The sequence below is a fragment of the Streptomyces sp. NPDC052036 genome (assembly GCF_040680495.1).
Lineage (GTDB): Bacteria > Actinomycetota > Actinomycetes > Streptomycetales > Streptomycetaceae > Streptomyces.
Genome location: NZ_JBFAWW010000020.1, coordinates 130,442 through 149,773, shown reverse-complemented (window position 1 = coordinate 149,773; position 19,332 = coordinate 130,442). Strand labels below are relative to the sequence as shown.

Genomic DNA, 19,332 nt, shown 5'->3' with positions numbered 1-19,332 from the left:
TTGAGGTGCTAGTGCCCTTTATCGGGCGTGGGGGTTCAAGTCCCCCCTCGGACACATGGTGAGCGGCGCCGACCTGTAGCAGGTCGGCGCCGCTCGTGCTTTCAGGGAGCCGGGCGTTCCGGCTGGCCCGGGCGGGACCGCCGTTCCTAGACTTTGAGGTGTGGCCCGGCCCAACGACGAGGTCGAGGCGCTCCTGAAGGAGTACGCGGACCTCATCGCGATCACGGCAGGCGACGCGTTCAAGGCGCGCGCCTACGAGAAGGCCGCGCGTGCCATCGGCGGATACCCCGACGACATCTCCCGGCTGGACGCCGACGGGCTGCGCGGGATACCGAACGTGGGCCGGTCGATCGCCGAGAAGGTGCTCGAGTATCTGCGCACCGGGTCGGTCTCTGCGGTCGAGGAACGCCGCTCGAGGATCCCCGCCGGGGTGCGCGAGCTGATCACCATCCCCACGCTGGGGCCGAAGAAGGCGCTGCGGCTTTACGAGGACCTGCACATCGGGTCGGTGAACGAGCTGGCCGCCGCGATCGAGGCGGACGCCCTGAGCGATCTGAAGGGCTTCGGCGCGAAGACGCAGGAGAACATCCTGCACGGCATCGCCCTGCTCCGGCAGACGGGCGGCCGTATCCCGCTGCACCTGGCCGTCGACACGGCCGAGCAGATCGTCGCCGAGCTGTCCGGCGTGACCGGCTGCAAGCGCTGCACCTACGCCGGGTCCCTGCGCCGTGTGCGGGAGACTGTCGGGGACATCGACGTACTGGTCGCGGCGAAGCGGTCCGCCCCCTTCATGGAGGCACTGTGCGCGTTGCCGTCGACTGCCGAGGTGATCGCCCAGGGCACGAAGAAGACCTCGATCCGCACCGCCAAGGGCGTCCAGGTCGACCTGAGGGTGCTGCCGCCGGAGTCGTGGGGGGCCGGGTTGCAGTACTTCACCGGGTCGAAGGCGCACAACATCCGCACCCGCACCCTCGCCGTCCGGCAGGGGCTGAAACTGTCCGAATACGGTCTCTTCGATGTGGACAGCGGCGAGTCGCTCGCCTCCCGTGCGGAGGAGGACGTCTATGCCCGGCTCGGTCTGCCGTGGATCCCGCCGACGCTGCGTGAGGACCGCGGGGAGATCGAGGCGGCGCTGCGCGGCGAGTTGCCGGAGGTGGTGACCGAGCGGAGCATCCGCGGGGATCTGCACACCCACACCGACCTCACCGACGGCCTCGCGTCACTGGAGACGATGGTGGAGGCCGCCGCCGAGCGCGGCTACGCGTACTACGCGGTCACCGACCACGCGCCCCGTCTGTACATGCAGCGCATGACGGACGAGAAGATGCTCGCCCAGCGGGAGCGGCTGCGGGAGCTGGACGGCACCCGTCACAAGATGCGGCTGCTGCACGGCACCGAGCTGAACATCGGCCCCGAGGGGGAGGTGGACTGGCCCGACGAGTTCCTCGCGGGCTTCGACCTGTGCGTGGCCTCCCTGCACTCCCACTTCGACCTGGACCGCAAGGCGATGACCAGGCGGCTCGTGCGGGCGTGCGAGAACCCGTACGTCAATGTGATCGGCCATCCGACCACGCGTCTGATCGGCAGGCGGCCGGGGGTCGACGCCGACTGGGACGAGGTGTTCGCGGTCTGCGCCCGCACGGGCACCGCGCTGGAGGTCAACGCCCAGCCCGACCGGCTCGACCTGTGCGACGAGGACATCCTGCGCGCCCGGGAGCACGGCGCGAGGTTCGCTGTGAACACCGACGCCCATTCCGTGCCGCACCTCGCCCAGCTGCGCTTCGGCGTCGGCACCGCACAGCGCGGCTGGCTCACCCCGGAGGACGTCATCAACACCTGGCCACTGCGCCGGCTGCGCCGGTTCCTGGCCAAGGGCAGATCCGGGTGAGGGGTGCCGGGCTCTCACCGAACGGCTGACGTCCCCGGGGGCGGGGAGCGGAAGCGGAGCGTGCCGTCGGGGTCGAGGTCGACGCGCGTGCCGAGGGCGTGGCTGCATCCGTCGAGGGCGGCCCGCAGCCATGCGGCGTCCTCGGTCGTGGCGTGCTCCAGCCGCATCCTGCGCGACTGAAGGGGCACCATCCGCACACCGGCCAGCCTGCCGGTGTCCGCCTCGACCGTGACCAGGTACAGCAGCCGCAGATCGTCCCGGTAGTGCTCGTAGCCGCCGATGCCCTCGTAGTCGTCGACGAGGTCGCCGCAGCCGTAGAGGACGAGCCGGTCGCGGTATGCCTCCAGAGGGCGCGGGTGGTGCGAGGAGTGCCCGTGCACGATGTCCACGCCCGCGTCGACGAGCGCGTGCGCGAACCGCACCTGGGCGCGTGAGACCTCGTAGCCCCAGTTGCCGCCCCAGTGGACGGAGGCGATGGCGAGGTCTCCCGGGCGTTTGTGGCGGCGCAACCGGTCGGCGAACGCCGCCGCGGAGGCCATCGAGGGGCCGGGCAGGAGGTCCACGCCGGAGAGCTGCTCGGTGGCGGCCCAGTGCTCGGGGATCCCGCTGCAGGGCATGCCGAAGGAGAACACCAGCACCCGGCCGCCGCCGCGCAGCGGCACGACCGCCGGACGGCGGGCCGAGGCCGCGTCATGTCCCGCCCCGGCGGTGCGCAGTCCGGCGCCCGACAGGGCGTCGAGGGTCTCGGCGAGGCCTCGGCGGCCGAAGTCCAGCACATGGTTGTTGGCCAGGGCGCAGACGTCCGGGCGGGCCGCCGCCAGACAGGGCAGATTGGCCGGAGTCATGCGGTAGTGGACGCCCTTGCCCGGCTCGAAGTCGTCCTCGCGGGTCACCGAGGTCTCCAGGTTGATGACCCGGACGTCGGGCGCGGCGGCCGCCAGGACCGGCAGGGCCTCGCCCCAGGGGCGGGCGAAGTCCGACGGGCGGGGAATCGGCCCGCTCGCCGCCTCGGCCAGGGTGACGTAGTCCCGGGCGTCCTGGAGGTATGCCTCCCGCAGCGCCGGGTCACCGGGGTGCGGAAGGGTCTGGTCGACTCCCCGGCCGAGCATGACATCGCCGCCGAGGAACAGCGTGACCACGCCCTCGCCCTCGTCCACCCTCCTACGCTAAGGCGGTCGCGTACGCGGGGCGAGGGACGGCGGGCATCCCGCACAGGTGGCGGGTGGGGCCGCTACACGTGGGCCGGGGCCATATGGTCGGTGAACCAGTCGCGGGCCAGGTCGGTCACCACCTCCAGGGTGCCGGGCTCCTCGAACAGGTGGGTGGCGCCGGGGACGACGGCGAGGTGGTTCTCGCAGTGCAGCCGGGCCTGCGCCTGACGGTTGAGGTCGAGCACGATCGGGTCGGCTCCGCCGACGATGAGCAGCGTGGGGGCGGTCACCGCCGGCAGCCGGGGCCCGGCGAGGTCGGGGCGGCCGCCGCGGGAGACGACCGCGGCGATACGGGCCTCGGGCTCCGCGGCGGCCCACAGGGCGGCGGCGGCTCCGGTGCTGGCGCCGAAGTAGCCGACGGCCGGGCCCTCGTACCCGGCCCGGGTGCGCAGCCAGTCGGTGGCGTCGGCCAGCCGTCCGGCCAGCAGGCCGGTGTCGAACACATTGGCCCGGTCCTGCTCCTCCTCCTCGGTGAGCAGGTCGAACAGCAGGGTGCCGAGTCCGGCCCGGTTCAGGCCGCTCGCCACGAACTGGTTGCGCGGGCTGTGCCGGCTGCTGCCGCTGCCGTGCGCGAACACCACGATCCCGGGCGCGTCCTCGGGCACCGTCAGCTGCCCTTTGAGCCTTACGGCACCGGCGGTCACCTCGGTCTCCGTGTCCGGGGACCGGGACGCGGCGGCGGCCGCGGCGGGGCGGCCCGCCGCCCGCCTCAGGCAGTCGGCGACCTCCTCGTCGTCGGTCTGGGCGAAGTCGGCGTAGAACTGGCCGATCGCGTAGAAGTCGCGCGGTGTCGCCACGGACACCAGTTCGTCGGCCTCCCCGCCCAGTCGTTCGGTCCAGTCGCTCGGGGCGACGGGGACCGCCAGCACGATCCGCTCGGCGCCCCGGGCGCGGGCGATCCGGCAGGCCGCCCGGGCGGTCGACCCGGTGGCCACCCCGTCGTCGACCACGACCACGGTCCGCCCCTCGACGGAGACGGGCTCGTACGTGCCGCGGTAGCGCCGGCCCCGTCGGTCGAGGACCTCGCGTTCGTGTTCCTCGACCTCGGCGAGTTCCTGCCGGGTGACGCGTGCCTCGCGCACCACGGCGTCGTTGATGACGCGCACGCCGTCCTCGCCGATGGCTCCCATGCCCAGCTCGGGCTGGAACGGCACGCCGAGCTTGCGGACGAGGCAGACGTCGAGCGGCGCGCCGAGCGCCCGCGCGACCTCGAAGGCGACCGGAATCCCTCCCCTGGGCAGTCCCAGCACGACCGCGTTCCGGCCCCTGAGGTGCTCAAGGCGTGTGCCCAGTTGCCGGCCCGCTTCCTGACGATCCATGAAGAGCACGGCTCGGCCTCCTCACTCCCGGGGCAGCCACAGCGGGGCGGGTGGGGCCTCCTCCGGCGCTCCGGTCTCCTCGATGTCTCCCGCGGCGGCCCGCAGCAGCTTCTGGCCCATCGCGATCAGCGCGCGCCCGGCGGCGAGTTCGTCCCCGATCTCGGGCACCGCCAGGTCGTAGGGGTTGCGGTGTGCCGCGGCACAGCTCTCCAGCAGGTTGTCACCGGTGTCCAGGACGACCCGGGCCGTGGTGGCGGGGTCGTGCTCGGAGAGGTAGAGACGCAGGTTCCACTCCTTGGCGGCGGGTGGCCGGCTGCGGGTGGCTCGGGTCGACGTCATCTTCCGTACCTCCTCACACCGGTGCCGTGCGGCGCCGAAGAGGCGCGCACGCCCTTCCTCCACTGTGACTCCGATGGGGCGGGTGCGCACGAAAGCGGATCCGAAACCCCGTTCGCCCGCCCGTCCCGCGGGGCCCCGCGCCCCACCGGGCACAATGGCGGTCATGACCACGCGTTCCTGCCCGTGCGGGCTGCCCGAGGCCTACGACAAGTGCTGCGGCCGTTTCCACGCGGGCGCCGCGGCGGCGCCGACCCCCGAGGCGCTCATGCGGTCGCGGTACAGCGCGTTCGTCCGGGGGGACACGGCGTATCTGCTGCGGACCTGGCATCCGCGCACCCGGCCCGAGCGGCTCGACCTCGATCCCGGGATGCGCTGGACGGGGCTGGAGGTCCTGGAGACCACGGGCGGGTCCGCGTTCCACCCCACGGGGACGGTGACCTTCCGCGCCTCCTACCGGGGCGGGGCCCTGCACGAACACAGCCGGTTCGAAAGGGTGGACGGGGCCTGGGTGTACGTCGACGGGGACTTCCTCGACTGAGACGGGCCGCGCCACGACGGGGGCGGGCACCGGCCTGGCGGCCGAGGCCGGTCTCCGGCCCGCCGCCGGTTCCCCCTACGGCGCGAGTATGTCCAGCTCCTGCAGGGCGCCGACGGTGATCTCCCGCGTCAGCCGTTCCGCGCGGGCCGCGTCGCCCTCCCGTACCGCCTCCGCGACCTGGACGTGCAGGGTGACCGCGGCCGGGTCGGGGTCCTCGAACATCACGTCGTGGTGGGTGCGGCCCGAGAGGACCTCCGCGACGACATCGCCCAGGCGGGCGAACATCTCGTTGCCGGACGCGGCCAGGATCGTCCGGTGGAAGGCCATGTCGTGGATCAGGTATCCCTCCAGCTGATGGCCGCGTGAGTTCGCGACCATGCCCAGGGCGCACTCGGTCAGCTCGGCGCACTGCTCGGCCGTGGCACTGCGGGCGGCCAGGCCCGCCGCCACCGGTTCGATCGCGGAGCGCAGCACGGTCAGCGAGCGCAGCTGGTGCGGGCGGTCGGCGCCGGCCAGGCGCCACCGGATGACCTGGGGGTCGTAGACGTTCCACTCGGCCTTGGGCCGGACCGTCACGCCCACTCTTCGGCGGGACTCGACCAGGTGCATCGACTCCAGGACCCGGACCGCCTCGCGCATCACGGACCTGGAGACCTCGAAGTGCTGGGCGAGTTCGTCGGTGCGCAGGACGCTGCCCGGCGGGTACTCGCCCGCAGTGATCGCGGGGCCGAGGGTGTCCAGTACACGGCCGTGCAGCCCCCGGCCCGGAGTGGTCATGTGCTCAGCGTACGAGGCGGGTCACGGAAAGAAAAAGTCAGACTTATTTGTCACAGAGTCTTGAATTCGTCGTACCTAATCGGTTTCAGTGACGTCGACATCAGATGTCGACGAAGACAGCGAGAGCACGATGCAGCAAGTGCGCACCCCCCATGTCGTCGTGGTCATGGGCGTCGCGGGCACGGGAAAGACCACGATCGGTCCCCTGCTCGCGGCTCGGCTCGGCGTTCCCTACGCCGAGGGCGACGACTTCCACCCCCCGGCCAGCATCGCCAAGATGTCGGCCGGTGTTCCGCTCACCGACGAGGACCGGTGGCCCTGGCTGGACGCCATCGGCGCCTGGGCGCACGAGCGGGCGGGGCTCGGCGGGGTGGTCAGCAGCTCGGCGCTGAAGCGGGCGTACCGCGACCGGCTGCGAGCCGCTGCTCCCGGCGTCGTCTTCGTGCACCTCACGGGCGACCGGAAGCTCATCGAGGACCGCATGGCGCATCGCAAGGGGCACTTCATGCCCACCGCGCTGCTGGACTCCCAGTTCGCCACGCTCCAGCCGCTGGAGCGGGACGAGACGGGAGTGGCGGTGGACGTCTCGGGCAGTCCCGAGGAGATCACCGCCCGTGCCGTGGACGCGCTGAGCGACCTCGAAGAGTCCTCCGCCCAGCCCTCGCAGTAACACCCGGCCCCGGGCGCCGCCTCCGCAAGGGCGCGGCTCCCGAGGCCTTCCCCACCAGAAACCGAGAGTTCCTCTCCCCACCTCACCCAAGGGACCCCCGTGACCAGACTCAGCGTCGAGATGCTGGCAGCGGACACCGTCGAGCCGATCACGTCGGCGGGCCACGCTCAACTCGGCATCGCGGCGGTGGCAGGCATCGCCGTCATCGTGCTGCTCATCACCAAATTCAAGCTTCACGCCTTCCTGGCGCTGACCGTCGGCTCGCTCGCGCTCGGCGCGTTCGCCGGGGCACCGCTCGACAAGGCCATCACCAGTTTCACCACCGGGCTCGGCGCGACCGTCGCCGGTGTGGGCGTCCTGATCGCCCTGGGCGCGATCCTCGGCAAGCTGCTCGCCGACTCCGGCGGCGCGGACCAGATCGTCGACACGATTCTCGCCAGGGCGAAGGGCCGTGCGATGCCCTGGGCGATGGTGCTGATCGCCTCGGTGATCGGTCTGCCGCTGTTCTTCGAGGTCGGCATCGTGCTGCTGATCCCCGTCGTGCTGATGGTCGCCAAGCGGGGCAACTACTCCCTGATGCGGATCGGCATCCCGGCGCTCGCGGGTCTGTCCGTGATGCACGGTCTGATCCCGCCGCATCCGGGGCCGCTGGTCGCGATCGACGCCGTCAAGGCCAACCTCGGTGTGACGCTGGCGCTCGGTGTGCTGGTGGCCGTCCCGTCGGTGATCATCGCGGGTCCGCTGTTCTCGAAGGTCGCCGGTCGCTGGGTGGACGCCCCGGTGCCGGAGCGCATGCTCCCGCCGCGCGCCTCCGAGGAACTCGAGAACCGTCCCGGCTTCGGCGCCACGCTGGCCACCATGCTGCTCCCGGTCGTCCTGATGCTGTCCAAGGCGCTGGTCGACATCGTCGTGGACGACCCCGCCAAGATGGTGCAGCGCGTCTTCGACGTGATCGGCTCCCCGCTGATCGCCCTGCTCGCCGCCGTGATCGTCGGCGTCTTCACGCTGGGCCGCCCGGCCGGGTTCAGCAAGGAACGGATCGCGGGGACCGTCGAGAAGGGGCTCGGCCCCATCGCAGGCATCCTGCTCATCGTGGGCGCGGGCGGCGGCTTCAAGCAGACGCTGATCGACTGCGGCGTGGGCCAGATGGTCCTGGACATATCCAAGGACTGGTCGATCCCGGCCCTGCTCCTCGCCTGGCTGATCGCGGTGGCGATCCGGCTCGCGACGGGTTCCGCGACCGTGGCGACCGTCTCGGCGGCCGGTCTGGTCGCGCCGCTCGCGGCCGACATGTCGACAACCCACACGGCTCTGCTGGTCCTGGCCATCGGCGCCGGCTCGCTGTTCTTCAGCCATGTCAACGACGCCGGCTTCTGGCTGGTGAAGGAGTACTTCGGGCTGAGCGTCGGACAGACCGTCAAGACCTGGTCCGTCATGGAGACGATCATCTCGGTGGTCGCCGGCGGCCTGGTGCTCCTGCTGTCCCTTGTGATCTAGGAGTACGGCGATGACGGCTCACCCGCTCTTCGACATCACAGGCCGCCGGGCGCTGGTGACCGGCTCCAGCCGTGGCATCGGGCTCGCTCTCGCCCGCGGTCTGCTGGAGGCCGGCTGCACGGTGGTCCTCAACGGACGCGATCCCGGCCGGCTGGCGCAGGCCGCGGCGGGCCTGCCCGGGGATGTGCACACGGCCGCGTTCGACGTGACCGACGGTCCCTCGGTGGCCACGGGCATCGCAGATGTCGAGGAGCGGGTCGGGCCGCTCGACATCCTGGTCAACAACGCGGGCATGCAACTGCGCGCCCCGCTCCTGGAGTTCTCCGACGCAGACTGGCACCGGATCCTGGACACCAACCTCACCAGCGCGTTCCTGGTGGGCCGGGAGGCGGCCCGGCGGATGACCGAGCGCGGTCACGGGAAGATCATCAACATCTGCTCGCTGCAGAGCGAGGTGGCCCGCCCCGGTATCGCGCCCTACGCGGCCACCAAGGGCGCGCTGAAGATGCTCACCAAGGGCATGTGCGCGGACTGGGGCCCCCACGGGGTCCAGGTCAACGGGCTCGGCCCCGGCTACATCGAGACCGAGCTGACCCGGCCGCTCGTCGAGGACGAGGAGTTCAGCGCCTGGGTGCGGCGGCGCACCCCGGCGGGCCGCTGGGGACGCACGGAGGATCTGGTCGGCGGGGTGCTGTTCCTCGCCTCCCCCGCGGCGGACTTCGTCGGCGGGCAGGTGCTGTACGTCGACGGCGGCATGACGAGCGTGCTGTGAGAGGTGCGTGAAGCGGAAGGGGCTTCGATGCTCGGTTGCGTGATCCACGGCCAGGGCGACCTGCGCGTGGACGAACTGCCCGTCCCGGTGCCCGGCCCCGGCGAGGCGCTGGTCGCCGTCCGCTACGGCGGGGTGTGCGGCTCGGACCTGCACTACTGGCGGCACGGCGGGGTCGGGGACTTCCGGCTGACGGAGCCGCTGGTGCCCGGGCACGAGGTGGTCGGCACGGTCGTCGCCTACGGCGGCGGGGCGTCAGGTCCCGCGGCGGGCACCGCGGTCGCCGTGCACCCGGCCACTCCGTGCGGCGCCTGCCCGGAGTGTGCGGACGGCCGGCCGAACGTGTGCCGGGACACCCGCTATCTGGGCAGTGCGGCCCGTGACCCGCACGTCCAGGGCGCCTTCGCGGCCCGCGTGAGCGTCCCGGCAGGACAGCTGCGACCCCTCCCGGCCGGTCTCGCACCGCGCCGCGCGGCGCTCGCCGAACCGCTGGCGGTGGCGATGCACGCGGTGCGGCGGGCCGGTTCGGTGGCCGGACGGCGGGTGCTGGTCACCGGGGCCGGGCCGATCGGCGCTCTGGTGGTGGCGGCCGCGAAGGCGGCGGGGGCGGCCTCGGTGACGGTCACGGATCTGCAGCCCCGGGCGCTGGAGTTCGCCGCGGCGGTGGGCGCCGACGTCCTCGTACGGGCGGACGACCCGGACGACGCCGGATGGCCCCTGGACATCGAGGTGGCGATCGAGGCGTCCGGGACCGCCGCCGGGCTCGACACCTGTCTGCGGCTGGTGCGGCGGGGCGGGGCCGTGGTCCAGCTCGGCATGCTGCCGCCGGGGCACAGTCCCTTCGCGGGGAACCTGGTCGTCAGCCGGGAGATCGAGCTGCGCGGGGCGTTCCGCTTCGACACCGAGTTCGACGACGCGCTCCGGCTGCTCGCGGCCGAGCCGGCGTTCGACGCGCTGATCAGCGCGGTGGTGCCGGTGCGGGAGGCCGAGTCGGCCTTCGCCCTGGCCGCGGATCGCAGCCGGTCCTGCAAGGTGCTGCTGGACTTCGGGGACTGACGCGGGGCGGGACGGCCGCGGTCGGCCCGCCCCGCCCGGCGCCTACGGCCGCCACAGCGGATGTTCCCGCTCCGCCCAGCCGCGGCTGACCAGTCCGGTGCGCAGCCCGTGCCGGGCTTCCGGGTCCCCGAGGGCCATGCCGATGTGCCCGGCGAGCACCACACCGATCGTCAGGGCAAGCCAGTCGTGGACGAACGTCGCCGAGGTGCGCCACACCAGCGGGGCGAGGTGGGTGAACCACATCAGCAGTCCCGTGCCCAGCATCACCAGCGTGGCGCCCGCGATCCAGGCCGCGTACGTCTTCTGGCCCGCGTTGAACTTGCCCGCGGGACGGGACGCGCGGCGCCGCTCCCGGCGCAGGGCCGCGCGCAGCCAGATCCGGTCGTGCGGGCCCCACCGGTTGAGCCGGCCGAGGTCCGCGCGGAAGGCACGGGAGGCCAGGCCCGCCAGGACGGGGACCGGGAGCAGCAGCCCGGCCCACTCATGGACCCGTACGACCAGTTCGCGGCGGCCCACCAGTTCCGCGAACTCCGGGATGTACAGACAGGCGGCGGTGGCCACGCACACACCCATCAGCGCGGCCGTCGCCCGGTGCACCCAGCGCTCGGCGCGGGTGAAGCGCCGTACCTGGGCAGGGGCGGAGACGGGGTGTGCGGCGTCAACTCGTGGGGGCATCGTCCCGTCCGTTCGACCGGCCGACCCAGGCGTCGACGTCGTATCCCCGGTCCTCCCAGTACCCGGGACGCACGTCCCGGGTGACGGTGATGCCGGAGAGCCATTTGGCGGACTTGTAGAAGTACATGGGCGCCACATAAAGCCGCACCGGGCCGCCGTGGTCGTGGGTGACCGGCTTGTCCTTCATACGGAGGGCGACCAGGACGTCGTCGCGGCGCGCCTGTTCGAGGGTGAGGCTCTCGGTGTACGCCCCGTCGAAGCAGGTGAAGCGGACGGCTCCGGCGGAGGAGCGGACCCCCACGGCGTCGAGCAGCGCGGCCAGCCGTACTCCTTCGAACGGTGTCTTCGGCACCCGCCAGCCCGTGACGCACTGGACGTCGTGCACGAGCCGGGTCTGGGGCAGGGCCCGCAGGTCGGCGAGCGTGTAGGTCTTCGGGTGGTCGACCAGGCCGTCCACGGTGAGGCGGTAGTCGGTCTCGCCCCGGTTCGGCACGGACGCCGTCACGGAGTAGTAGCGGAAGCCGCCGCCGTTGGGCAGCAGACCGGTCAGGCCTGTCGGGTCCTTGCCGGAGACACTGCCGAGGAAGCCTTCCAGGCCGCGCTGGAGCGTGGGTGCGGCGACGACACCGAGCGCGCCGAGTCCCAGGGTTCCCAGCAGCACCCGGCGGCCTATCGGGGTGCCGGTCGCGGGGGGTTCGGGTGTCTCCCGGTCCGCGGGCTCCGGTGCGTCCCGCTGTTCGGGTCGTTCAGAGTTCACAGACCGATTCGAGCACCGGGCACCCCCTCGGGGCCAGGGGGGACGGGTGGACGTCAGCAATCCGTCATATCTTCTCACCCTGTTCTCAGAAACCGGGCCCTTCTCAAGGCGTCTTCGACCCGCTAGCCGATCGCCCTCGCCGCCGCGCGTCCGGCCGTGCGCCCCGAGAAGAGGCACCCGCCCAGGAAAGTGCCCTCCAGGGAGCGGTATCCGTGCACCCCGCCGCCGCCGAAGCCCGCCGCCTCGCCGGCCGCGTAGACCCCCGAGAGCGGGTCGCCGCCCTCGGTCAGCACCTGTGCGGAGAGATCGGTCTCCAGGCCACCGAGCGTCTTGCGGGTGAGGAGGTTCAGCCGCACCGCGATCAGGGGGCCCGCCTTGGGGTCGAGGATGCGGTGCGGGGCGGCCGTGCGGATCAGGCGGTCGCCCAGGAAGCGGCGGGCCCCGCGGATCGCGGTCACCTGGAGGTCCTTGGTGAACGGGTTCAGGATCTCCCGGTCGCGCGCGACGATCTCACGGCGCAGTGCGGCCTCGTCGATGAGCGGCTCCTCGGTGAGCGCGTTCATGCCGCGCACGAGCGCCCCCAGGTCCTTCTCGACCACGAAGTCGACGCCGCGGTCCATGAACGCCCTGACCGGCCCGGGCACATCCGCGCGGGCCCGTCCGAGCACGTCCCGGACCGACTTGCCGGTCAGGTCGGGGTTCTGCTCGGAGCCGGAGAGCGCGAACTCCTTGCCGATGATCTTCTGGTCGAGCACGAACCAGGTGTGGTCGTACCCGGTCCGCATGATGTGTTCGAGGGTGCCGAGGGTGTCGAAGCCGGGGAAGAGCGGGACCGGCAGGCGCCGGCCGTGGGCGTCGAACCACAGGGAGGAGGGGCCCGGCAGGATGCGGATGCCGTGGTTTTCCCAGACGGGGTCCCAGTTGTGCAGGCCCTCGGTGTAGTGCCACATGCGGTCGCGGTTGATCAGTCGGGCGCCCGCCCCCTCGGCGATGCCGAGCATCTTGCCGTCGACGTGCGCGGGCACACCTGAGACCATCCGCTCCGGCGGAGTGCCGAGGCGCTCGGGCCAGTTGGCGCGGACCAGGTCGTGGTTGCCGCCGATGCCGCCCGAGGTGACGATCACCGCCTGCGCCCTGAGCTCGAAGGCCCCGGTGACCGTGCGGCTGCTGGCCTTGCCCCGCGCCACGTCCGAGGGCTCCAGGACCTCCCCTGTGACGGTGTCGACCGTGCCCGCGCTGCGCGAGAGACCGGTGACCCGGTGACGAAACCTCAGCTGGACGAGACCGCGCGCGACCCCGGCCCGCACCCGTCGTACGAACGGTGCGATCACCCCGGGGCCGGTCCCCCAGGTGATGTGGAAACGGGGGACGGAGTTGCCGTGGCCGGTGGCGTCGTACCCGCCACGTTCGGCCCAGCCGACCACCGGGAAGAAACGGACGCCCTGCCGGTGCAGCCAGGCCCGCTTCTCCCCCGCCGCGAAATCGACGTACGCCTCCGCCCATTTCCGCGGCCAGTGGTCCTCGGGGCGGTCGAAGGCGGCGGTGCCCATCCAGTCCTGAAGGGCCAGGGCGTGGCTGTCCCTGATCCGCATCCGGCGCTGCTCCGGCGAGTCGACGAGGAAGAGGCCGCCGAAGGACCAGAACGCCTGGCCGCCCATCGACTGCTCGGGCTCCTGGTCCAGCAGGATCACCTTGCGGCCCGCGTCGACCAGTTCCGCGGTCGCGGCGAGCCCGGCGAGGCCCGCCCCGATCACGATGACATCAGCGTCGTAGCCCATGGGCCCGATCCTCTCGCCGTGACGACCAGTCGGTTCGGGGGTTACCGACGGGTCAGATCCTTCGGCAGGAAGAGTGACGGCGTCAACCGCCTGTTTCCGGGTACCCGGCGCCGTCCGCACTGTCGCGCGGGCCGTCATGGCCGGGCGGGGCCCGACCGGAAGCGGTCAACCCCGGGCGGGCGCCCGCCCGGGGCGTTACAGTCGGCGTGATACGCATCCCGTGACCCCGCTGAATCATCGAGGTACAGCGTGTCGGTACTGGTTCTCGCCCTCGCCGTGAGCGCGGCCTTCTGCCTGGGCACCGGGTTCGTGCTGCAGCAGAACGCCGCGCAGCAGGCGCCGCTCAGCGACTTCCTCTCGCCACGGCTGCTGTTGGACCTGATGAAGGTGCCTCGCTGGCTCGGCGGCATCGGCCTGATGGTGGTGGGCATGGCGCTCAGCGCCGTCGCGCTGGCCCATGGCGAGATCTCCCTGGTCGAGCCGCTCGTCGCCACGAACCTGCTGTTCGCGCTGGCGGAGTCCCGTCGGCAGACCAAGCAGTCGCTGGGGCGTCAGGGGTGGGCTGGGCTCGCGCTGCTCGCCGGCGGCGTCACCGTGTTCATCGTGGCAGGCCGTCCCAGAGCGGGCGTCGCGGTCACGGATCCCGTACGGCACTGGCTGATCATCGGCGTCATGGTCGGTCTGGCGCTGCTGCTGACGACGTATGCGAAGCAGTCCCGGCTGATCATCGGGCCGGTGCTGCTGGGCCTCGCGGCGGGGCTGCTGTACGGGGTGCAGGACGCCCTGACCCGGGTCAGCGGACAGCGGCTCACGGCGGGCGGCTGGGCGGAGTTCATCACCGGCTGGCAGCCCTACGGGGTGCTGGTGCTCGGGGTGACGGGGCTGATCCTGGTGCAGAGCGCGTTCGAGACGGCGCCGCTGCGGATGTCCCTGCCCGCGCTGACCGCCGCCCAGCCGCTGGCCGGGATCGTGTGCGGGGTGGGTTTCCTCGGCGACCGGCTGCACACCGACACGGGCGCGCTGGCCTGGGAGGCGGCGGGGCTCGCGGGGATCGTCCTCGGCATCGTGCTGCTCGGTCTGCACCCGGCCATGCCCCGGGGAACGGCGGAGCCGGAACGGGAGAAGGACCTGCAACCCGGGTGAGGAGCACGGGTCCTGCCCGCGGTCGCCGCTTCGGCAGCGCGCCCGGGACGGTGGTGCCGGGGCCGCCCGGGACGGTGGTGCCGGGCCCGGCCGGGCGACCGCCGGGTCCGGCCGGGCGACCGCCGGGTCCGGCTGCTTGGATGAGTCCATGAGTGCCGCTGACGAACTCCTCGACATCGTGGACGAGAACGACAGAGTCATCGGACAGTCGCCGCGCGGTGAGGCGTATGCGCGCGGCCTGCGCCACCGGTGCGTGTTCATCCAGGCGCGGGACGGTCAGGGGCGGCTCTTCGTCCATCGCCGTACCCCCACCAAGCTGGTCTTTCCCTCGCTGTACGACATGTTCGTCGGCGGGGTGGTCGGCGCCGGCGAGACCTACGACGACGCCGCCCCGCGGGAGGCGGAGGAGGAACTCGGCGTCAGCGGGCTGCCCCGGCCCGAGCCGCTGTTCAGGTTCCTGTACGACGACGGCGCCGGCCGCTCCTGGTGGTCCGCGGTCTACCAGGTCCGCTGTGAGCTGCCCGTCAGCCCTCAGGTCGAGGAGGTCGCCTGGCACGCCTTCCTGCCGGAGGAGGAGGTGGAGCGCCGGCTGTCCGCGTGGGAGTGGGTCCCGGACGGTCTGGCCGCGTACGAACGGCTCAAGGAGCACCGCCGGCCGGCGGCCTGACCTCCCCGCCCGGGCCACCCGGGCCGCGCCCGTCGGCGCCCCGCGAACCCTCGAGGGCGGACCGGTAGGGTCCTGCTCGTGAGCGAATTCGTGCGGAACGTCCGGCTGTGGTTCGCGCCCCAGGAGATCCGGCAGGAAGGCCGTACGCCCGACTACCGCTTCTCGCTGGCCAACGAGCGCACCTTTCTGGCCTGGCTGCGGACCGCGCTGGCGCTGATCGGCGGGGGCTTCGCCGTGGACCAGTTCCTGCCGGGTCTGCGCTGGGCCTGGCGGGCCGGGCTCGCCCTGGGGCTGCTCGCCGCCGGAGTCCTGTGCACGCTGCGCGCCATCAACCACTGGGTGCGCTGCGAACGGGCGATGCGGCGCGGCGAGGACCTTCCCGCGTCCCGGTTCCCGGCGCTGCTGAGCATCGCCGTCGCTGTGGTGGCAGTCGCGATGGTCGTGATCGTTCTCTTCGGCTGGGCCGGATGAGCGTCCCGGCCCCGGAGCGCGATCCGGGACTCCAGCCGGAACGCACCCGGCTCGCATGGCGCCGTACGACCCTGTCGTGCACGGTGGCCGCCGTGCTGGCCGCGAAGGCGGCGCTGCACGACCGGACGGGGGCCGGCTTCGTCGTGGTCACCCTGTGCGGTCTGCTCTGGCTCGGCTTCCTGGCCGTCGCCCATGGCCGCATCCGCGCCCTGGCCACCGCGGAGGCCGGGCGTCCGCCGCGCCTGCGTCCCCGCCATGCCGCCGCCGCGACCCTCTGCACGGCCGCCCTCGCGTTGTGCGCGGCCGCCCTGATGTTCTGAGCGCCCGGCATGCGGGGTGCCGGCTCCGGACATGGCACCCCCGGCCATCGCGGAACCATCGCCGACTGGCAGGCTTGATCGTCCGTTGACAACAACTCAGGGGGTCCCATGACCGCAGCGGAGCCGTACACGTTCGCACTCGCCGACGACGTGCACGCCTACATCCAGCCGGACGGCGGGTGGTGTCTGAACAACGCCGGGTTCGTGGGGGACGGGTCCACGACCCTGCTCGTCGACACCGCGGCGACCGAGCGGCGCACCCGCGCGCTGGCCGCCGCGGTCGCGGCGAGCGGGGCGCCCGCGCCGCGGTTCGTCGTCAACACCCACCACCACGGCGACCACACCTACGGCAACGGCCTGTTCGCGTCGTCCGCGACGATCGTCTCGCACGTCGACTGCCGACGGGAGGCGCTGGCGAGCGGGCACAACCTGGCGCTCGTGTGGCCCGGGATCGACTACGGGGACATCCGCATCCAGGGCGCCGACCTGACGTACACCGACCGGACGACGGTGCATGTCGGCGGGATCGACGCGGAGATCATCCACCCCGGTGTCGCCCATACCGTCGGGGACTCCGTGGTGTGGCTGCCGCACCGGCGGGTGCTGTTCGCCGGCGACCTCGTCTTCGAGGGCGGTACGCCGTTCTTCCTGATGGGTTCGCTGAGCGGCTCCCTGCGCGCCCTCGACATGCTGCGCGGCCTCGGCGCCGAGACGGTGGTGCCGGGCCACGGCGGGATCACCGACCCGTCGGAGTTCGACCGCACCGAGCGCTATCTGCGGTTCGTGGCGGAGGTGGCGCAGGAGCACCACGCGGCGGGGCGTACGCCGCTTCAGGCCGCGCTGGCCACCGATCTCGGGGAGTTCGCGCGGTGGCGCGAGAGCGAGCGGCTGGTGGCCAATCTGCACCGCGCCTATGCCGAGCTGGACGGACGGCCTGAGGGCACTCCCCTGGATCTGCTGTCGGCCTTCCACGACATGGCGGTCCTGAACGGCGGGGAGATGGTGGCCTGCCACGCGTGAGAGCGCGGCGGCGCATCGCCGCCGTGACGGCCTCCCGGCTCCCTCGGCGCCACGACGCGTTCGTGGCGCCGATCACGTTCGCGCTCCATACTGGACGACATACCGACCGGTCGGCATCATGATGCCAGGTCCCGTTTCCTCGTCCGTAGGAGCAATGATGAGCCCAGACCATCCGCCAGGTCTCGATCTCGACCGGCTGCGCGGCCTGCTCGACGCCGAGCGGCCCGGCCTGGTCGACGGCCCCCTGACCGGCCGGCTGATCGAGGGCGGGCGGTCGAACCTCACCTACGCCGTCACGGACGGCACCGCCCGATGGGTCGTGCGCCGCCCTCCGCTCGGACATGTCCTGGCCACCGCGCACGACATGAAGCGCGAGCACCGGGTGATCAGCGCGCTGTACCCGACGGCGGTCCCGGTGCCGCGGCCGGTGCTGCTGTGCGAGGACGACTCGGTCCTCGGCGCCCCCTTCTATGTGATGGACTTCGTCGAGGGCACGCCCTACCGCACCGCCGCGCAACTGGCCGCGCTCGGCCCCGAGCGGACCAGGGACGCGCTCCTCGGCCTGGTGGACACCCTGGTCGAACTGCACGCGGTCGACCCTGCCGAGGTGGGGCTCGGCGACTTCGGCCGTCCCGAGGGCTTCCTGGACCGGCAGCTGCGCCGCTGGGGCAAGCAGCTGGACGCCTCCCGCAACCGCGAACTGCCCGGCATCGACGAGCTGCACGCGGCGCTCGGCCGTGCGCTGCCCGTCTCGCCCGCGCCGACCGTGATCCACGGCGACTACCGCCTGGACAATGTGCTGCTGGGCGACGACGACCGGATCGCCGCCATCCTCGACTGGGAGATGTCCACGCTCGGCGACCCGCTCACCGACGTCGGCCTGCTGGTGATGTACAGCGTGCCGCTGCGGCTTTCGGACTCCCCCATCTCCACCACCGCCACCGCGGCGGGACACCCCGACCCGGCCGAGCTGATCGAGCGCTACGCCGCCCGCTCGGGACGCGACCTCACCGCCGTCTCCTGGTACACGGCGTTCGCCTGGTTCAAGCTCGCCGTGATCCTCGAGGGCATCCACTACCGCTACACCCTCGGCCAGACCGTCGGACAGGGCTTCGACCGCATCGGCGAGCTGGTGCCCCTCTTCATCGAGCACGGCCTGACCACCCTGCAGGAAGGCTGATCCGCCATGGACTTCGCATTCGACGCGCGCACCGAGGAACTCCGCGCCAAGCTGCTCGCCTTCATGGACGAGCACGTCTACCCGGCGGAGGCCGTCGCCGAGGAGCAGCGCGCACAGCTCGCCTCGCCCTGGGACACCCCCGCGATCGTCGGGGAGCTCAAGGCCGAGGCCCGTCGGCAGGGTCTGTGGAACCTGTTCCTGCCGGACTCCGAGTACGGCGCCGGGCTCACCAACCTCCAGTACGCCCCGCTCGCCGAGATCACCGGCCGCTCCCCGCACCTCGCGCCCACCGCGCTGAACTGCGCGGCGCCCGACACGGGCAACATGGAGGTGCTCGCCCAGTTCGGCGACGAGCGGCAGAAGAAGCAGTGGCTGGAGCCGCTGCTCGCCGGGGAGATCCGGTCGGCGTTCGCGATGACCGAGCCGGAGGTGGCCTCCTCGGACGCCACCAACATCACCACCCGCATCGAGCGCGACGGCGACGACTACCTGATCACCGGCCGCAAGTGGTACATCTCCGGGGCGATGAACCCGGACTGCAAGATCTTCATCGTGATGGGCAAGACGGACCCGGACGGGCCCGACATCCGCCGCCAGCAGTCGATGGTGCTGGTCCCGCGCGACACACCCGGTGTGCACGTCAAGCGCGCGATGCAGGTCTACGGCTACGAGGACCACTCCCACGGCGGTCACGCCGAGGTGGTCTTCGACCACGCGCGTGTGCCGGTGTCCAACCTGATCGGCGAGGAGGGCGGCGGCTTCGCCATCGCCCAGGCGCGGCTCGGTCCGGGCCGGATCCACCACTGCATGCGGCTGATCGGCATGGCCGAGCGGGCGATCGAGCTGATGTGCCGACGGGCCGTCTCCCGAACCGCGTTCGGCAAGGCGCTGGCCCAGCAGGGCGTCGTGCACAACTGGATCGCCGACGCCCGCGTGGCCGTGGAGCAGCTGCGGCTGCTGGTCCTGAAGACCGCGTGGATGATGGACACGGTCGGCAACCGGGGTGCCCACACCGAGATCCAGGCCATTAAGATCGCCACCCCGCGCACGGTCGTCGACATCATCGACCAGGCGGTCCAGCTGCACGGCGCGGGCGGGGTGAGCCAGGACTTCCCGCTGGCCGAACTGTGGGCGGCGGCCCGGACCCTGCGGCTCGCGGACGGCCCGGACGAGGTGCACCAGCGGTCCCTGGCCCGCCGGGAGCTGAAGAAGCACCTGTGAGACACGCGTGAGGGGCGGCCGTGGAGACGGCCGCCC

The 19,332-nt window shown here is 72.3% G+C and carries 20 protein-coding genes; 13 read left to right on the top strand and 7 right to left on the bottom strand.

Annotated features, from left to right (window positions below; genetic code table 11):
* Nucleotides 1-160 precede the first annotated feature (160 nt).
* On the top strand, nt 161-1,888 hold the full coding sequence (gene polX, locus AB0L95_RS26225; protein ID WP_365165177.1) for a DNA polymerase/3'-5' exonuclease PolX: 1,728 nt from the start codon (nt 161-163) through the stop codon (nt 1,886-1,888).
* Nucleotides 1,889-1,902: 14 nt separating this feature from the next.
* Here the strand turns inward: polX and AB0L95_RS26220 are convergent, their stop codons facing one another.
* The 3 genes from AB0L95_RS26220 to AB0L95_RS26210 all read right to left on the bottom strand — a co-directional run bounded on the left by AB0L95_RS26220 (nt 1,903) and on the right by AB0L95_RS26210 (nt 4,757).
* Nucleotides 1,903-3,045 (bottom strand): CapA family protein, encoded by a 1,143-nt coding sequence (locus tag AB0L95_RS26220; RefSeq protein ID WP_365165174.1) that lies wholly within the window; start codon nt 3,043-3,045, stop codon nt 1,903-1,905.
* A 74-nt stretch (nt 3,046-3,119) separates the two neighbouring features.
* Nucleotides 3,120-4,427, bottom strand: a complete 1,308-nt coding sequence (locus tag AB0L95_RS26215; protein ID WP_365165172.1) for a phosphoribosyltransferase family protein — start codon at nt 4,425-4,427, stop codon at nt 3,120-3,122.
* Nucleotides 4,428-4,439: 12 nt separating this feature from the next.
* Nucleotides 4,440-4,757 (bottom strand): dsRBD fold-containing protein, encoded by a 318-nt coding sequence (locus AB0L95_RS26210; protein ID WP_365165170.1) that lies wholly within the window; start codon nt 4,755-4,757, stop codon nt 4,440-4,442.
* Nucleotides 4,758-4,920: 163 nt separating this feature from the next.
* On the opposite strand from AB0L95_RS26210, the gene AB0L95_RS26205 reads away from it, so the two are divergent.
* Nucleotides 4,921-5,295: a YchJ family protein gene (locus AB0L95_RS26205; RefSeq protein ID WP_365165167.1), complete on the top strand. Its 375-nt coding sequence runs from the start codon at nt 4,921-4,923 to the stop codon at nt 5,293-5,295.
* Between the two features lie 75 nt (nt 5,296-5,370).
* Here the strand turns inward: AB0L95_RS26205 and AB0L95_RS26200 are convergent, their stop codons facing one another.
* Nucleotides 5,371-6,072, bottom strand: coding sequence for a FadR/GntR family transcriptional regulator (locus AB0L95_RS26200; RefSeq protein ID WP_365165164.1), 702 nt, complete (start codon nt 6,070-6,072; stop codon nt 5,371-5,373).
* Nucleotides 6,073-6,202: 130 nt separating this feature from the next.
* On the opposite strand from AB0L95_RS26200, the gene AB0L95_RS26195 reads away from it, so the two are divergent.
* The 4 genes from AB0L95_RS26195 to AB0L95_RS26180 all read left to right on the top strand — a co-directional run bounded on the left by AB0L95_RS26195 (nt 6,203) and on the right by AB0L95_RS26180 (nt 10,064).
* On the top strand, nt 6,203-6,742 hold the full coding sequence (locus AB0L95_RS26195) for a gluconokinase (RefSeq protein ID WP_365165194.1): 540 nt from the start codon (nt 6,203-6,205) through the stop codon (nt 6,740-6,742).
* Between the two features lie 99 nt (nt 6,743-6,841).
* Entirely contained in the window at nt 6,842-8,239 is a 1,398-nt protein-coding gene (locus tag AB0L95_RS26190) for a gluconate:H+ symporter (RefSeq protein ID WP_365165162.1), read from the top strand.
* A 10-nt stretch (nt 8,240-8,249) separates the two neighbouring features.
* Complete coding sequence (locus AB0L95_RS26185; RefSeq protein WP_365165160.1) at nt 8,250-9,011, top strand: SDR family oxidoreductase; 762 nt, start codon at nt 8,250-8,252, stop codon at nt 9,009-9,011.
* Nucleotides 9,012-9,038: 27 nt separating this feature from the next.
* Nucleotides 9,039-10,064 carry an L-idonate 5-dehydrogenase gene (locus AB0L95_RS26180; RefSeq protein ID WP_365165158.1) on the top strand — a complete coding sequence of 342 codons (1,026 nt, stop codon included), beginning with the start codon at nt 9,039-9,041 and terminating at the stop codon, nt 10,062-10,064.
* Nucleotides 10,065-10,106: 42 nt separating this feature from the next.
* Here the strand turns inward: AB0L95_RS26180 and AB0L95_RS26175 are convergent, their stop codons facing one another.
* From AB0L95_RS26175 to AB0L95_RS26165, 3 genes are all read right to left on the bottom strand, one after another.
* Nucleotides 10,107-10,739, bottom strand: a complete 633-nt coding sequence (locus AB0L95_RS26175) for a cytochrome b/b6 domain-containing protein (protein WP_365165155.1) — start codon at nt 10,737-10,739, stop codon at nt 10,107-10,109.
* The gene (locus AB0L95_RS26170; RefSeq protein ID WP_365165153.1) at nt 10,723-11,496 is read right to left on the bottom strand and encodes a molybdopterin-dependent oxidoreductase; all 774 of its coding nucleotides are present in this window, start codon (nt 11,494-11,496) and stop codon (nt 10,723-10,725) included. The genes AB0L95_RS26175 and AB0L95_RS26170 overlap by 17 nt, the downstream gene beginning before the upstream one ends.
* Nucleotides 11,497-11,618: 122 nt before the next feature.
* A complete protein-coding gene (locus tag AB0L95_RS26165) occupies nt 11,619-13,274 on the bottom strand; it encodes an FAD-binding dehydrogenase (RefSeq protein ID WP_365165150.1) in 1,656 nt (551 codons plus the stop codon).
* A gap of 249 nt (nt 13,275-13,523) precedes the next feature.
* Between AB0L95_RS26165 and AB0L95_RS26160 the strand changes: the two genes are divergently transcribed.
* From AB0L95_RS26160 to AB0L95_RS26130, 7 genes are all read left to right on the top strand, one after another.
* The gene (locus tag AB0L95_RS26160) at nt 13,524-14,417 is read left to right on the top strand and encodes a DMT family transporter (RefSeq protein ID WP_365165147.1); all 894 of its coding nucleotides are present in this window, start codon (nt 13,524-13,526) and stop codon (nt 14,415-14,417) included.
* 148 nt (nt 14,418-14,565) lie between these two features.
* On the top strand, nt 14,566-15,084 hold the full coding sequence (locus AB0L95_RS26155) for an NUDIX domain-containing protein (protein ID WP_365165145.1): 519 nt from the start codon (nt 14,566-14,568) through the stop codon (nt 15,082-15,084).
* A 78-nt stretch (nt 15,085-15,162) separates the two neighbouring features.
* On the top strand, nt 15,163-15,555 hold the full coding sequence (locus tag AB0L95_RS26150) for a DUF202 domain-containing protein (protein ID WP_365165143.1): 393 nt from the start codon (nt 15,163-15,165) through the stop codon (nt 15,553-15,555).
* Nucleotides 15,552-15,875, top strand: coding sequence for a DUF202 domain-containing protein (locus AB0L95_RS26145; protein WP_365165141.1), 324 nt, complete (start codon nt 15,552-15,554; stop codon nt 15,873-15,875). Before AB0L95_RS26150 ends, AB0L95_RS26145 begins: the two co-directional genes overlap by 4 nt.
* Nucleotides 15,876-15,983: 108 nt before the next feature.
* Nucleotides 15,984-16,895, top strand: a complete 912-nt coding sequence (locus AB0L95_RS26140) for an MBL fold metallo-hydrolase (protein WP_365165139.1) — start codon at nt 15,984-15,986, stop codon at nt 16,893-16,895.
* Between the two features lie 157 nt (nt 16,896-17,052).
* Nucleotides 17,053-18,075, top strand: coding sequence for a phosphotransferase family protein (locus AB0L95_RS26135; RefSeq protein WP_365165137.1), 1,023 nt, complete (start codon nt 17,053-17,055; stop codon nt 18,073-18,075).
* A 6-nt stretch (nt 18,076-18,081) separates the two neighbouring features.
* The gene (locus tag AB0L95_RS26130; RefSeq protein ID WP_365165135.1) at nt 18,082-19,296 is read left to right on the top strand and encodes an acyl-CoA dehydrogenase family protein; all 1,215 of its coding nucleotides are present in this window, start codon (nt 18,082-18,084) and stop codon (nt 19,294-19,296) included.
* Nucleotides 19,297-19,332 lie beyond the last annotated feature (36 nt).